Origin of the sequence: Alkalihalobacillus sp. CinArs1 (assembly GCF_947387515.1) — a bacterium.
Lineage (GTDB): Bacteria > Bacillota > Bacilli > Bacillales > Guptibacillaceae > Guptibacillus.
Genome location: NZ_CANDOB010000002.1, coordinates 1,161,347 through 1,175,902, shown reverse-complemented (window position 1 = coordinate 1,175,902; position 14,556 = coordinate 1,161,347). Strand labels below are relative to the sequence as shown.

Sequence of the window (14,556 nt, the reverse complement as noted above, 5' to 3'; positions counted from 1 at the left end):
CGTCTCTATAATCCACTTTATCGCATCTAACTACTTCTCTTTAACCAACGTAGCGATATAAAAGCCATCCGTGCCAAAGTAGTGCGGTAATAATTGAAGCTCTCCACCATCAATATAAGGTGAAACTACTTGAGGAAGGCGTTCACTCATAGTGGTATCCATCGAAAATTCAGGATGGTCTTTTAAGAATGCTCTGACGACATCCTGATTTTCCGCTTCTTCTATTGTACACGTACTATAAACCAATTTTCCACCAGGTTTTACAAGAGAAGCCTGTGAATCCAAAATTCCCCTTTGAACCGATGTGATCCTCTCGACATCTTCAGGCTTTTTTGCCCACTTGATATCTGGCTTTCTTCGGAGAACCCCAAAACCTGTACAAGGAGCGTCAACTAGAATTCGATCAAACGTGTTTTCTTCGAACTCGTCGGCAACTAGTCGACTGTCGAGCGCTTTTGCTTCCACGTTTGAAAGGCCTAAACGTTCTGCTTGTTTCTTAATCAACTTGATTTTATGGTCATGAAGATCAAGAGATTGAATGTATCCTTCACCTTGTAAGCGTTCAGCAATGTGAGTCGTCTTTCCACCAGGAGCCGCACAGGCATCAAGAACCGCATGACCAGGGTCGATGTCGAGTGCTCTTGCTACGAGCATCGAGCTTTCATCTTGGATCGTTACTTCGCCTCTTTTATAGACATCGGTTTCGATCAATTGACCTTTCACTACTTTGATGGCGTCTAGTGAAAGCTCTCCTCCCATCACCTCTAAGCCCGCTTCAGCTAGATCTGATAGCACCTGGTCTACAGTGGTTTTCATCGTGTTGACCCTTGCAGTCACGTATGGTGCTTGAAGGTTTTCTTCACACATCGCTTCAGTTTCATCAAGTCCAAATTGCTCAACCCAACGTTTTACCAGCCAATATGGATGGCTTTTTTCGATCGAAATCCTTTCAACATCATCCGTTATCGAACTGAAATCTTTGAGGCCTTTTCTCTGCACGTTCCTTAAGACTCCGTTAACCATTCCACTGATGCCTTTATGACCTCGTTTCTTTGCTATCTCAACCGCTTCATGGATGACAGCTCGATCCGGTACTCGATCGAGATACACCATTTGATAAAGCGATAGATGTAAAAGTGAGATCACCCAGGATTGAACCTTTTTCCGATTCGTTAAAAAGTCATCAAGATAGAAATCGAGCGTCTTTTGGCGCTGAATCGTTCCATAGACGATCTCGGTTAGAAGACCGATGTCTTTTCTTGATAACTTATGTTTATTAATCGTCTCGTTTAAAAGGAGATTGCTGTAAGCTTGGTTTTTGTTGATTTTTTCAAGTACATCTAGTGCCGCTGCCCTCACATTAGTCATGTTGCTCACCGAATAAGGAGCCTTTTTCGAATGTACGTCCCTGTAAATATTGAGCAGCACTCATCCGTTTCTTACCAGCAGGTTGAATCTCAGTAAGCTTGATTGCAGTTGAATTGCCAGTCGCAACGACCGGACCGTCCTGATCTGTATATAAAACGGTTCCAGGGGCAGCTTGTCCATTCGCTTCAACTTTCTCCCCCCACCAAACTTTCATAACGTTGCCCTCATATTCTGTAAAGGCTACTGGCCAAGGATGAAGCCCTCGAATCTGGTTGTAAATCTCTTCCCCTGGTTTTGTCCAATCGATCTTTTCTAAGTTGCGTTTAATATTCGGGGCAAAAGTTGCTTCTTCATCCTTTTGCTTCTCTGGAGTTATGTTGCCTTTTATTAACTCAGGAATCGTTTCTTTTAAAAGCTTTGCACCGGACACACTAAGTTTGTCATGAAGAATACCAGTATGGTCGCGTTCTTCAATCGGTACGACCGATTGTGTAAGAATATCACCAGCATCTAATTTCTCAACCATATACATGATTGTGATGCCCGTTTCTTTATGTCCTTGTAGAATGGAGTAATGAATCGGCGCACCACCTCGAAGTTTTGGAAGTAAAGAGGCATGCACGTTGATACACCCGTGTTTAGGCGCATCAAGAAGCTCCTTTGGAAGGATCTGACCGAAAGCTGCCGTGACGATGAGATCTGGGTTAAGAGCTAAAATCTCTTTCAGCTGTTCAGGTTCTTTAACTTTTTCAGGCTGCAATACAGGCAAGCCGTGTTTTTCTGCTGCGACTTTAACGGGTGGCGGTGTCATGACACGTTTTCTCCCTTTAGGGCGATCAGGCTGTGTGACAACGCCAGAAATGGTGTATCCTTCTTCAACCAACATATCTAATACAGGTACTGAAAAATCAGGTGTTCCCATAAATACGATGTTCATCTTATTCGTCACTTCCTTCCTCTTCTAAATCAACGTATCGAATCACTTTTTCAGTGAACAGAACGCCATGAAGGTGGTCGACCTCATGCTGGATGACCCTTGCAAAGAAGTCCTCTGCTTTTAACGTGAATTCCTTTCCATGGCGATCTTGCGCCTTAAGGACGATTCGAGTAGGTCGTTCTACTTCACCGAATAAACCTGGGAAGCTTAAGCACCCCTCTAGATCCACTTCAGCTCCAGTTGCTTTTTTGATAACAGGGTTAATGATTTCAAGTGGCTCTTCTTCACGTGTATCGATCACTGCAATTTGCTTTTCGATGCCGATTTGTGGCGCAGCTAGTCCAACACCTTCCGCATCATACATCGTGTCGAACATATCATCTAATAGTCGATGAAGATCGTCATCGAACGTTTTTACCGTTTCACATTCTTTTTCTAGTACCTCATCAGGGTGTATTACAATTTTTCTTATAGACAAATTCATTCTTCCTTTCAAACGACATCTACATCATCATATAGGGCTGTGTGTCTATCGTGATCTGAAGCTTGCCGCGTGTCATTTCCTTCGCATAGTGCTTTTGTATTTCTTTTAAGCAGTGATGCAGTTTTGGTTCAGTTTTGTATTTTATCATGCATTGATAGCGATATCTATCTTTGATCCTTGGTATAGCTGATGCCACAGGTCCTAGCACAACACTTTCTTCTGAAAGGCTCGATTTCAGAAATTCCGAAATCTTTTCCGTTACATCGACCGTTTTTGTTAACTCCTCATGAGAGACGTTCACCATCGCAAGAAAATAAAATGGTGGATATCCGTACTGTTTTCTCATGATCATTTCGCGCTTGTAAAAAGCAAGATAGTCATGCTGTGAAGCAAGCTCAATACTATAGTGTTCTGGGGTATATGATTGGACAACAACTTCTCCTGGTAAAACGTGACGTCCCGCTCGACCGCTTACTTGCGTAAGAAGTTGGAACGTCTTCTCTGATGCGCGAAAATCAGGGATATGAAGCATCGCATCTCCCGCTAAAACGCCAACGAGCGTGACATTCGGAAAGTCGAGTCCTTTTGCGATCATTTGCGTTCCTAACAAAATATCTGCTTTCCCTTCCCCAAAATGCGTGAGGAGTTTTTCATGGGAACCTTTTCGACGTGTCGTATCGACATCCATCCTTACCACACGAGCTTCAGGTAAGATTTTCGTAAGTTCCTCTTCAACACGCTGTGTCCCTGTTCCAAAAAAGCGAATATGCTCACTTTCACATTCAGGACAAGAAGACGGCAGCGGTTCTTCAAACCCACAATAATGACATCGCATCGTCCCATTGATCTTATGGTAAGTGAGACTGATATCACAATGCGGGCATTCCACTACAAAACCACAATCCCTACACATTACAAAAGTCGAATACCCTCTTCTATTTAAAAACAGAACGCTTTTCTCTTTTTTCATCAGGCGATCTTGCAGTTTATCAAAGAGCTCATTAGAAAACATCGAGCGATTTCCGGATCTTAGCTCTTCCCTCATATCGACGATCGACACCTCGGGCATCTGCTGATTGTTGACGCGATGAAGAAGCTCGAGTAGTGTATAGACTCCTTTTGTAGCTCTTGCATAGGATTCTAAAGAAGGAGTAGCACTCCCTAACACGATCGGACAGTTGTGATTTTCACCACGCTTAATCGCCACATCCCTAGCATGGTAGCGTGGATTTTCTTCTTGTTTGTAGCTTCCTTCGTGTTCCTCATCAATAATGATGATCCCAAGGTTTTTAAATGGAGCAAAAACAGCAGATCGAGCTCCGACCACCACTTTTACTTCACCACGATGGATCTTTCTCCACTCATCATACTTTTCGCCTCTTGAAAGTCCACTGTGCAACACTGCAACGTTCGACCCAAATCTACTCTTAAATCGATTTACCATCTGTGGCGTAAGTGAGATCTCAGGGACTAACACGATTGCTTCTTTACCATCGTTCAATACCCTGTGGATGGATTGAAGGTAGATTTCAGTTTTACCGCTACCCGTAACACCGTGGATTAAAAAGGTACGATGCTGGTTGTTTTCGATGCTATCTAAGATCGGAGTGATCGCTTGCTGCTGAAGATCTGTTAAATCTAAAGGCGTGGAAGGAGCGAAACTTCTCCCTTCATACGGATCTCGATACAACTCCATCTCTTCTTCTTTTAGTATTGACTTTGAAACGAGTGCCTTAATGGTAGATCGTGTCGTATCGAGCGTGCCCATCAACTCTTTGTACGAAACAGCACCTTGATGATCGATAAAATATTGAATGATTTCCTGTTGTTTTAAGGCTCGATTACCCATTTTCTCTTTCTCGACCGAGAGCTCTTGAGCACTTAGCTGAGCCGAAACGGCCAACTGTGTTTTAGGAGCAGTTTTTTCCTTAACGTCGTACCTTACTTCTAACTCATCATGTTTGATCGCACGGTTTAAATCTTTGTGAGTAAAATGAGACAAAAAATCTTCCCATCTCATTCCGTTCGTCTCGCCGATCATCTTTCCCCACGGTGCTGTTTCATCAAACTGATTTCCCCGTACGACCGTCTTCGTCACATTTGCCTTCATCGCTGCTGGGAGCATCGCTTGAAAAGCAGAAACAGCATAGCATAGCGTTTTTTCTGTTAACCAAAATCCTAAATCAAGAAGCTCGGGTGTAAGTACAGGGGTTACATCTTTTATTTCGTCTAGTTCTTTTAGTTTATCAAGTTCTGAATCTTTCTCGATGCTGATCACAAACCCCTGTATCTTTCGAGGTCCAAATGGCACAACAATTCTCATGCCAGGCTCTAATACGTCTTGAAACGATTCTGGAATCGCATAATCAAACAGTCGATCCGTTTGATTAGCGGGTACATCGACAATTACCTTTGCAATCATCGAAGATCCAGCCGTTTCGCTTCGTCAAGAATTTTATTTGCAACATCATGCTTCGATTGCAATGGAAGGTGAATGTGCTCTCCGTCTTTTCGAATCAACGTCATAATGTTCGTATCTTTATCGAATCCTGCTCCTTCACTCGTAATGTTGTTTGCACAGACGAGGTCAAGGTTTTTCTTCTCAAGTTTCTTCATGGCATATTCTTCAACTTTTTCTGACTCAGCCGCAAAACCAATCAGGATTTGATGCTCTTTCTTTTTTCCAATCGAGGCTAAAATATCTTTTGTCCGCTCCATTTCAATTACGATGGAGTCATTTGATTTTTTGACTTTTTCTTTCGATACAACGACCGGTCGATAATCTGCAACCGCTGCAGCTTTAATGATGATATCCGCTCGATCCGCTTCACTCATCGCGGCTTCATACATCTCTTCAGCCGTCAACACATCGATTCGGTTTACACGAGGAGGCGTATCTAAGTGCACCGGCCCAGCGATCAATGTCACCTCTGCACCTCTCATTGCAGCCTGTTCAGCAAGTGCAAATCCCATCTTTCCAGAAGAATAATTTGTGAAATACCTTACTGGATCCACGGGTTCTCGAGTTGGACCGGCTGTAACCAATACTTTTTTACCAATCAAATCACGGGTATCTTCATTAAAATAGGTTTGTAATGTTGATAAAATATCTTCTGGTTCGGCCATACGCCCTTTCCCTACATACCCGCATGCTAATAACCCTTCACCAGGTTCGAGGAAGTGACATCCGAATTCTTTTAATATGCTCATGTTTCGAAGAACAGCAGGATGCTCATACATATGTACGTTCATAGCTGGTGCAACGAAGATCGGTGCTTGTGTTGCTAAGAGTGTTGTAGACATCATATCGTCTGCTATTCCATTTGCTAATTTTCCAATCATATTTGCCGTTGCAGGCGCAATCAGCACGATGTCCGCCCAGTCGGCAAGATCGATGTGAGCGACTGACGCTGGGTCTTTTTCTTCGAATGTATCTTGATAAACATCATTTCTTGACAACGTTTGAAAGGTGAGAGGTGTAACGAATTGAGATGCTGAATGCGTCATCAACACCTTTACCTCTGCACCTTCTTGAAATAATTTGCTAGTAAGCGCTGCGGCTTTAAAAACGGCAATGCCGCCACTTACGCAAAGCATGATCTTCTTCCCTTTCAAACTCATTACGCTTCACCTTCCACCATTCTAGTTAACATAATAATGTTACGGTATATTAAAAAGGGCTGCCATCTTTTATGAAAAAAATAACAACCTATTCTCATAGGTTGTTACTTCTACTAGTCGTGTATCATTCCATCAGCTAGCAATTTTCCGTCCATTACTTCTTCTAGCGCTTTTCCTACAGGCTTTTCGGACTTTGGATGGTCTACATATACATTCTCTGTTTGTTGAATAACACGCGCTCTTTTCGCTGAAAGTGTTACGAGCGTGTATTTGGAGTCAATTCTCTCCATTAATGAGTCGATTGATGGATATAGGATCATAGTTATACCTCCGATACGTTTTTATAATGATGTGCGATTCGATCACGTCTTAAATGCTCTGCAGTAATGATTGCTCTCATTCTTTCACATGCAAGCTCGACCTGATCATTTTCAACGATGTAATCGTACTGGTCAATCAATTCGATTTCTTCTTTTGCAACGCCCATACGATTATCGATTACGTCGTCCGTTTCAGTCCCACGGTTGACGATTCGATTTCTGAGTTCTGTTAGACTCGGTGGCATTAAAAAGATGTAGGCACCTTCTGGGAAATGGTTTCTTACCTGCTTAGCACCTTGTACTTCGATTTCTAGTAAAACATCTCTACCTGAATCAAGCGTCTCTTCTACATAATCGACGGGTGTTCCATAGTAATTGTCTACGAACTGTGCGTATTCAAGTAGTTTATTATTTTCAATCATCTCTTCAAATTCTGAATGAGATTTAAAGAAATAGTCTACTCCGTCAACTTCCCCTTCACGCGGTTTACGAGTTGTTACAGAGATCGAATATTGCACTTCCTCCGCATCCTGCATGAATGCTTTTCTTACTGTTCCTTTTCCAACACCTGAAGGGCCAGAAAGAACAATTAGTAATCCACGATCTTTATTCATACTAACCTCCACTTTCTAAATCCTACTCATCTGATAGTTCGTCTTTGTTGATCAGTCTTTGCGCTACAGTCTCTGGTTGTACCGCAGATAGAATAACATGGTCACTATCAGAAATGATCACTGCACGGGTTCTCCGTCCATATGTTGCATCTACTAACATATTGCGATCTCTAGCCACCGTAATAATTCGCTTAATCGGTGCAGATTCTGGACTTACGATCGATACAATTCGGTTAGCGTTGACGATATTGCCAAAGCCAATGTTAATCAATTTAATACTCATTGTCTTTCCTCCCAGGAATCACGATTCTATTTTTACACAGTTTTTGTGAATTTAAACGATGAATACCGTGCAGGTTACTCGATATTCTGAACTTGTTCTCGAATCTTTTCCACTTCACTCTTTAGCTCGACAACATGATGACTAATCGTTTGATGAGTGGATTTAGAGCCGATCGTATTGAGTTCTCGGTTAATTTCCTGCACTAAAAAATCTAGCTTTCGTCCGATTGCACCTTCTGTAGTAAGAATATCATGGAACTGAGTGAGATGACTACGAAGTCTTGTAATTTCTTCATCGACACTTGCCTTGTCAGCAAGAAGTGCCACTTCTGTTAAGACTCGTCCTTCATCAACATCCTCTAGTTCTTTCAATTCAGCTAGTTTGTGCCGAATCCTTGTTTCATACGTGGTGGTGACTTCGCTACTCATCGAAGAGATCAGCTCTACTTTCTTCTCCATCTCATTTAACTTCAAACGAATGTCTCGGTATAGTGCGTCGCCTTCTGATTCTCTCATGGTAACCAATGACTTCACGGCTTCCTCAAGAGAATGTGCGATCCCTACACTATCCAGATCAGTTTCCTGTTGTTGAACATGAAAAACATCCTCTAAGTGAAGCAACTGAGAAATAGAAAGGTCGTCTTTCAACTCGTATCGTTCACCGGCTTGCTTTAGCAATGTTATGTATTGGTCGAGCAACTCCCAATCTGCCTGCAGTTTATTCGAAGTCATATCAGCACCTTCTAATTGAATAAATACATCAACTTTTCCGCGATGTTCGTTTTGCTGCACGATCTTTTTAAACGTCGATTCGAATTGCAGGAGATTTTTAGGCATACGAAAGGATACATCGAAGTATCGATGATTTACAGATTTTATTTCGACAGTGATTTGAACACCGTTCCATTCGTTCGATGCTCTTCCATACCCTGTCATACTCTTAATCATTTTATCACTTCCAATAGCTATTCTATCCAATTGTACCACTTCATAATGCTGAAACAAAGTCATAACTTCGTCTCAAAGCTTTTTTAAATAGACTGTATTTTCAATCAAAAAACAGAGGATGTGGTCACCCTCTGTTCAAACGGATATTTCTTTTGAAAAAGACTGAGCCTGCGAGGAGAAACGTAGGGATGCATGAGAATACAAGAATCAACATCCACTCCCTCACCGACAAGTACGTTGTATGGAAGATCGGTTGCAGCGGCTCGTAGTAAATCACAGCGAGTAAAAGTCCAACCGAAGAGAGAACTGCGAGAACGAGTGCTTTGTTTTCAAATGGATTTCGATGGAATACCGAACGTTCGCTTCTACAGTCGAATACGTGAATTAACTGTGCGAGAACAAGGGTAGAAAAGGCAACTGTTTGAGCTTTCACTAAATCATCAGGGTTTTCACCAAAACAAATCATAAACGCTGCAAGGGTACACACCCCGATCATGATTCCCCTTGAAATGATCTTCCATCCTAAACCTCTTGCAAATACACCTTCCTTCGGGTGGCGCGGGTTTCTCTTCATCACGTTTCCTTCAGCAGGGTCGAGTCCAAGTGCCATCGCTGGTAAACCATCCGTAACGAGGTTCACCCAGAGGATTTGGATAGGTACCAGTGGTAAAGGCAGGGCTAAAAGAATCGCAAATAACATCACGAGGATTTCTCCAACGTTAGAAGCCAGAAGGTATCGGATAAATTTACGAATGTTTTCGTAAATGTTTCTACCTTCTTCGACAGCTGCTCGAATGGTTGCAAAGTTATCGTCACTTAAAATAAGAGAAGACGCTTCTTTCGAGACATCAGTTCCTGTGAGCCCCATTGAAATCCCGATATTGGATGCTTTGATCGCAGGTGCATCGTTCACACCATCCCCTGTCATCGCGACGATATGACCTTTCCTCTGGAGTGCTTGCACGATCTTCAACTTATGTTCGGGAGAAACGCGCGCAAACACATAAATATCTTCTACAATACTTTCTAACTCCTCAACAGAATAAGTCGAAAGCTTACTACCTTCCATTACTTTACCGTCGTCGGGTAAAATCCCAAGGTTTCGGGCAATGGCCGTCGCCGTCGTCACGTGATCACCTGTTATCATTACGGTTTTGATCCCTGCTGTTTTACAGTCTTCAACTGCTTGCTTCACTTCTTCTCTAGGTGGATCGATCATCCCTTGTAACCCAACAAACGTGAGCCTAGACTCAGCCTGTACGCTATGTAGAAGCCGTTCTTCATTTTGGATCGGCTTATAAGCGACGGCAATTGTTCGGAGCGCATTGTTTCCAAATGAAGCAAGTTCTTCATTGATTTGCTTTTCATAACTCTTTCTTAACGGCGCCTGACGTTCGTTCCAAAGTACTGATCCGCATTGTTTTAATACAATATCAGGAGCACCTTTTGCAATGACGTACCGCTTCCCTGCTTGATCTTCTACGATCACACTCATCATTTTTCGGTTCGAATCAAATGGGAATTCCTGAATGATCGTGAATTCTTCTTCGCGTATTTCTTCCGTTAAACCTGCTTTCATTGCGGCTGCGACGAGCGCTCCTTCAGTTGGATCTCCATCAAGGTAATAGTCACCGTCTTGTTCGAGCACCCTCGCATTGCTACAAATAAGACCAAACGTCAGAAGCTGCTTTAATGATTTTTCGTCATCGGAATAAACTCTTGTGTCCCCTTTGAAGAAGTCTCCGTACGGAGAATAGCCTGAGCCCGTTACGTTCCATGTTTGTCCACCAGCCCATAGCTTCGTTACCATCATTTTGTTTTGAGTCAACGTGCCTGTCTTATCCGAACAGATAACTGTTGCGCATCCAAGCGTTTCAACCGATGGGAGTTTTCGAACGATCGCTCTCCGTTTAATCATCTTTTGCATGCCGATCGCTAATGCGATCGTAACAATTGCCGGAAGACCTTCTGGGATTGCTGCGACGGCTAACGATACTCCTGCAAGGAACATGTCATAGACATCTCGTCCTTGAAAAATACCTAGTAATACAACGATCGCGGTTAAAAATAGTGCTGCGGCAATTAATATTTTCCCAAGTTGCTCCAAACGGTGCTGCAACGGGGTTTCAAGCGTATCCGCAGTTTGAATTAAGTGAGCGATCTTGCCCATCTCCGTATTCATACCTGTAGCTGTAACGATTCCGATGCCTTTTCCCTTTGTTACTAGCGTTCCCATGAACCCCATATTCAGTTGATCACCAGGGCCTGCCCCTTCCTCACGTATTGGCTCAGGATGTTTATTAGAAGGAACCGATTCACCCGTTAATGCTGACTCTTCGATCTGAAGCTCTTGGCATTGAATGATGCGAAGATCTGCTCCAATTCGGTCACCGCTCTCAATTCGTACGATATCACCTACTACGGCATCCCGTGCTGGTATCGACACCCACGAAGAATCACGCAGCACTTTCATGTGTGGAGACGATAGCTGTTTTAATGCCTGTAACGATTTTTCAGCTTTTCTTTCCTGCACAAAACCGAGTATCCCATTGACCAAGATAATGAGGATAATCGCAATGGCATCGAGGTATTCACCGAGAAGGCCTGAAATTAATGTTGCTGCAAGCAAGACGACGACCATGAAGTCTTTGAACTGCGATAGAAACAGTAACACGACCGATGGCCGCTCTGCCTCTTCTAGCTCATTAAGTCCGAACACTTTTTGTCTTTCAGCCGCATCCTCGGTGGTGATGCCCGTTTCAACATTCGTTTCTAGTTCTTCAGCCACCTCTGGTTCTGTCATGTTATACCAGCTCATGTTCAACACTCCGATCCTGCACAATGTCACTCTAATAGTCCATCTATATTCAGACAAGCTACAAAAAATGCTATACTATACAAGATGTCTATCGATAGAAATGTAGGTGAACAGTATGTCTTTTGACGGTATGGTTACAAGAGCCGTAGCGCATGAAACAAATGAAGTATTAAAAGGTGGTAGAGTAACAAAAATCTATCAGCCCTATTCGACCGATCTCATCCTCGTGGTGCGTTCAGGAGGGAAGAATCATCAGCTGTTATTATCAGCTAACCCATCTTATTCACGGGTTCATATTACAAAAGAATCTTATGCGAACCCAAAAGAACCTCCGATGTTCTGCATGCTTTTAAGAAAACATCTAGAGGGAAGTATTATTGAGCGGATCAACCAGGTCGATAACGAAAGGATCCTTCATATTACCTTTAGGGCAAGAAATGATCTTGGGGATATGACTACCAGAACGATCGTTGCAGAAATTATGGGACGACATAGTAATGTGATGCTACTAAATGAAGATGGAATGATTTTGGATAGTATCAAACATCTGTCTCCTTCGGTTAACAGACATAGAACGGTAATGCCTGGGCAGGATTATGTAGCTCCACCAGAACAACACAAAGCCTCACCGTTTAACTTAACTGAAGACGATTTTCTAAAAAGAATCGACTTTAACGCTGGAAAGTTAGGAAACCAGCTTGTTCAATCCTTTTCAGGAATCTCCCCTCTCATCGCGAACGAAGTGATTCATCGAGCGGGATTAGCAACAAGATCTACTCTGCCAAAGGCATTTTGTACTTTATTTGAAGAACTAGAAGATCACAAGTACACGCCACAGATGGTACTTTCTTCTAAAGAACATTTTTCAGTCGTCTCTTTGACACACCTTAATGGTGAAAGCAAATCGTTCCGCTCAGTAAGCGAACTTCTCGATCGCTTTTATTATGGGAAGGCAGACCGCGATCGCGTAAAGCAACAAACGAATGATCTTGAGCGCTTGCTTTCAAATGAGCGGAAAAAGAACGAGAAGAAAGTGAAGAAATTATCAAAAACGATTCAAGAAGCAAAATCTGCAGATAAATACCAGCTGCTTGGGGAGCTTTTGACCGCAAACATGCATATGGTGAAGCGTGGAGATGCCGAAGTCGAAGTCCAAAATTATTACGATGAAGAAGGCGGCACGGTGACGATCGAACTGAATCCTCAAAAATCACCTTCTGAAAATGCTCAGCAGTACTTTAAAAAGTACAATAAAGCAAAAAACTCTATCGAAGTACTTGAGGATCAAATCGTGAAGGCTCATGAGGAAATCGCATATCTTGAGCAACTTCTTCAGCAGCTTTCTTCAGCCTCTCCGAGAGATATTGAAGAAATTCGCGAAGAGCTTGAAGAAGAAGGCTATATTAAGAAGCGTTCTAGGAAACAAAAAAAGAAAAAGAGCTCCAAGCCTGAGTTAGATACCTATGAATCGACGGATGGCACCGAAATACTCGTAGGAAAAAACAATAAACAAAATGAGTATTTAACGAATAAATTTGCAGCACGGAGCGAGACGTGGCTTCATACGAAGGACATCCCTGGATCTCACGTAGTGATTCGAAGCAGCGACTATTCTGAACAAACGCTATTAGAAGCAGCGAACCTTGCAGCTTATTTTAGTAAAGCGCGCGAGTCTGGCTCTGTACCTGTCGACTATACGGAAGTCCGACATGTAAAGAAACCAAATGGAGCGAAGCCTGGCTTCGTCACATACGATCAACAAAATACACTCTATGTCACACCTGACGAAGATCTCGTATACAAAATGAAAAAATAAAAAGCGTTACGCCGATTGGCGTGACGCTTTTCTATAGGTTACAGACTTTGTTCTTTAACCGTTTCTAATGCGTTCAAATCGATCTTCTTCATTTTTAGCATTTCCTTCATCACTTTCTCGGCAATAGGAGGACCTGCATGTAATAGGTCCGTTAAACGCTCAGGTACGACCTGCCACGAAACCCCAAATTTGTCCTTCAACCAGCCGCATTGCTGTGCTGATTCATCCCCACCTTGAGACAGCTTATCCCAGTAATAGTCCACTTCTTCTTGGGTAGCGCATGTGACTATGAACGAAATCGCCTCGTTAAATGTAAAGTGCGGCCCCCCATTAAGAGCAACAAACCTTTGTCCATCTAACGAAAAATCGATCGTCATCACACTTCCTTCTTCTTTCCTATGAATCTCCTCGCCTGCTTTCATAAAGCGAGTAATCTTATGGACTTCTGACCGTTCGAATATACTCGTATAAAAGGTCACTGCTTCTTCTGCTTCGCAATCGAACCACAGGTTAGGAATGATCTTTTGAATAGTCGCCATACTACAATCCCCCTTAAGAATATGGATAAGTTCGCTACAACACGTCAAGAGACCCTTCTCTGTAAATTCCCTAAGACCTGCTATTGATTCATATTAAAAGCCCAGAAAGAATACTGTGCTGTACTCTTTCTGAGCTGCTCGACTTTTATAAATGTGCAACCGTAATAATCGCTAATCCATCCAAAACCTCAATATGATCCACTTTCTTTGCCCCAAGGGTCTGTAACTTTTCGCTCAATTGCTCTGATGTATAGCGATGCCTTTTTGTAGAAACGTTCGACCATTTAAGAAGAGACGTTTGTTCGAATCCACTCATTCCATGCTTTTTTGCATATGAAAAAGCAGAAGCCTGGTCCATACGAAGGGAAGGATTCAGCATTACGACTTTTCCTCCGGGTTTTGTAACCCGAATCATTTCTTTCATTCCTTCTTCAGGCTCTGGTAACAGAAACATCACACACGTCGATAACGAGATGTCGAACAGATCATTTTCGAATGAAAGGTCACAAGCATCTTCAACTGAAAAGTGTGTTTTGTCCAACCGATTTAAGAAGAAAAAGTTTTGTTTACTTGCTTTCAGCATCTCTGAAGATAGATCCACTCCTGTTAGTAACGATGCTTCTTCGACACCGCGTAACAGCAGTCTTCCTGTACCGCACCCTACATCTAATACCGATTTATCATTCCATGTACCTGATGCAGCTTTCAACTCGTCATGGACTTCACCAAGCCACTTTGTTCGTGCCATATCATCGAAGAATGAAACGAGTGAATCGAATTCTTCTCCTTGCATTTTTCTCATAAGGACC

General features: G+C 42.6%; 13 protein-coding genes. 1 reads left to right on the top strand and 12 read right to left on the bottom strand.

What is annotated here, in order from left to right; translation table 11 throughout:
- Window positions 1-30: 30 nt before the first annotated feature.
- The 10 genes from rsmB to PFZ69_RS14730 form a co-directional block, all read right to left on the bottom strand.
- A complete protein-coding gene (gene rsmB / locus PFZ69_RS14775) occupies window positions 31-1,368 on the bottom strand; it encodes a 16S rRNA (cytosine(967)-C(5))-methyltransferase RsmB (protein ID WP_270181824.1) in 1,338 nt (445 codons plus the stop codon).
- Window positions 1,361-2,305, bottom strand: a complete 945-nt coding sequence (gene fmt, locus PFZ69_RS14770; protein WP_270182062.1) for a methionyl-tRNA formyltransferase — start codon at window positions 2,303-2,305, stop codon at window positions 1,361-1,363. The genes rsmB and fmt overlap by 8 nt, the downstream gene beginning before the upstream one ends.
- Before the next feature lies 1 nt (window position 2,306).
- On the bottom strand, window positions 2,307-2,783 hold the full coding sequence (gene def / locus PFZ69_RS14765; RefSeq protein WP_270181823.1) for a peptide deformylase: 477 nt from the start codon (window positions 2,781-2,783) through the stop codon (window positions 2,307-2,309).
- Between the two features lie 25 nt (window positions 2,784-2,808).
- Complete coding sequence (gene priA / locus PFZ69_RS14760) at window positions 2,809-5,211, bottom strand: primosomal protein N' (protein WP_270181822.1); 2,403 nt, start codon at window positions 5,209-5,211, stop codon at window positions 2,809-2,811.
- Window positions 5,208-6,410, bottom strand: coding sequence for a bifunctional phosphopantothenoylcysteine decarboxylase/phosphopantothenate--cysteine ligase CoaBC (gene coaBC, locus PFZ69_RS14755; protein WP_270181821.1), 1,203 nt, complete (start codon window positions 6,408-6,410; stop codon window positions 5,208-5,210). Before coaBC ends, priA begins: the two co-directional genes overlap by 4 nt.
- A gap of 113 nt (window positions 6,411-6,523) precedes the next feature.
- Window positions 6,524-6,727, bottom strand: a complete 204-nt coding sequence (gene rpoZ, locus PFZ69_RS14750; RefSeq protein ID WP_270182061.1) for a DNA-directed RNA polymerase subunit omega — start codon at window positions 6,725-6,727, stop codon at window positions 6,524-6,526.
- 5 nt (window positions 6,728-6,732) lie between these two features.
- Window positions 6,733-7,344: a guanylate kinase gene (gene gmk, locus PFZ69_RS14745; RefSeq protein WP_270181820.1), complete on the bottom strand. Its 612-nt coding sequence runs from the start codon at window positions 7,342-7,344 to the stop codon at window positions 6,733-6,735.
- A 22-nt stretch (window positions 7,345-7,366) separates the two neighbouring features.
- A complete protein-coding gene (gene remA, locus PFZ69_RS14740; RefSeq protein WP_224881992.1) occupies window positions 7,367-7,627 on the bottom strand; it encodes an extracellular matrix/biofilm regulator RemA in 261 nt (86 codons plus the stop codon).
- A gap of 74 nt (window positions 7,628-7,701) precedes the next feature.
- Window positions 7,702-8,574 carry a YicC/YloC family endoribonuclease gene (locus PFZ69_RS14735; protein ID WP_270181819.1) on the bottom strand — a complete coding sequence of 291 codons (873 nt, stop codon included), beginning with the start codon at window positions 8,572-8,574 and terminating at the stop codon, window positions 7,702-7,704.
- Between the two features lie 124 nt (window positions 8,575-8,698).
- Window positions 8,699-11,392 (bottom strand): calcium-translocating P-type ATPase, SERCA-type, encoded by a 2,694-nt coding sequence (locus tag PFZ69_RS14730; protein ID WP_270181818.1) that lies wholly within the window; start codon window positions 11,390-11,392, stop codon window positions 8,699-8,701.
- Window positions 11,393-11,507: 115 nt separating this feature from the next.
- Here PFZ69_RS14730 and PFZ69_RS14725 point away from each other — a divergent pair, with 115 nt between their 5' ends.
- Window positions 11,508-13,208: an Rqc2 family fibronectin-binding protein gene (locus tag PFZ69_RS14725; protein WP_270181817.1), complete on the top strand. Its 1,701-nt coding sequence runs from the start codon at window positions 11,508-11,510 to the stop codon at window positions 13,206-13,208.
- 38 nt (window positions 13,209-13,246) lie between these two features.
- Here the strand turns inward: PFZ69_RS14725 and PFZ69_RS14720 are convergent, their stop codons facing one another.
- A complete protein-coding gene (locus PFZ69_RS14720; protein ID WP_270181816.1) occupies window positions 13,247-13,747 on the bottom strand; it encodes a VOC family protein in 501 nt (166 codons plus the stop codon).
- 145 nt (window positions 13,748-13,892) lie between these two features.
- The gene (locus PFZ69_RS14715; protein ID WP_270181815.1) at window positions 13,893-14,549 is read right to left on the bottom strand and encodes a class I SAM-dependent methyltransferase; all 657 of its coding nucleotides are present in this window, start codon (window positions 14,547-14,549) and stop codon (window positions 13,893-13,895) included.
- Window positions 14,550-14,556: the final 7 nt, after the last annotated feature.

Coding starts and splice junctions, on each gene's coding strand:
- coaBC (WP_270181821.1), bottom strand. CDS start 6,410: ATGAGTTTGAAAGGGAAGAAGATCATGCTTTGCGTAAGTGGCGGCATT.
- priA (WP_270181822.1), bottom strand. CDS start 5,211: ATGATTGCAAAGGTAATTGTCGATGTACCCGCTAATCAAACGGATCGA.
- remA (WP_224881992.1), bottom strand. CDS start 7,627: ATGAGTATTAAATTGATTAACATTGGCTTTGGCAATATCGTCAACGCT.
- PFZ69_RS14725 (WP_270181817.1), top strand. CDS start 11,508: ATGTCTTTTGACGGTATGGTTACAAGAGCCGTAGCGCATGAAACAAAT.
- PFZ69_RS14720 (WP_270181816.1), bottom strand. CDS start 13,747: ATGGCGACTATTCAAAAGATCATTCCTAACCTGTGGTTCGATTGCGAA.
- gmk (WP_270181820.1), bottom strand. CDS start 7,344: ATGAATAAAGATCGTGGATTACTAATTGTTCTTTCTGGCCCTTCAGGT.
- PFZ69_RS14730 (WP_270181818.1), bottom strand. CDS start 11,392: ATGAGCTGGTATAACATGACAGAACCAGAGGTGGCTGAAGAACTAGAA.
- PFZ69_RS14715 (WP_270181815.1), bottom strand. CDS start 14,549: ATGAGAAAAATGCAAGGAGAAGAATTCGATTCACTCGTTTCATTCTTC.
- PFZ69_RS14735 (WP_270181819.1), bottom strand. CDS start 8,574: ATGATTAAGAGTATGACAGGGTATGGAAGAGCATCGAACGAATGGAAC.
- fmt (WP_270182062.1), bottom strand. CDS start 2,305: ATGAACATCGTATTTATGGGAACACCTGATTTTTCAGTACCTGTATTA.
- rsmB (WP_270181824.1), bottom strand. CDS start 1,368: ATGACTAATGTGAGGGCAGCGGCACTAGATGTACTTGAAAAAATCAAC.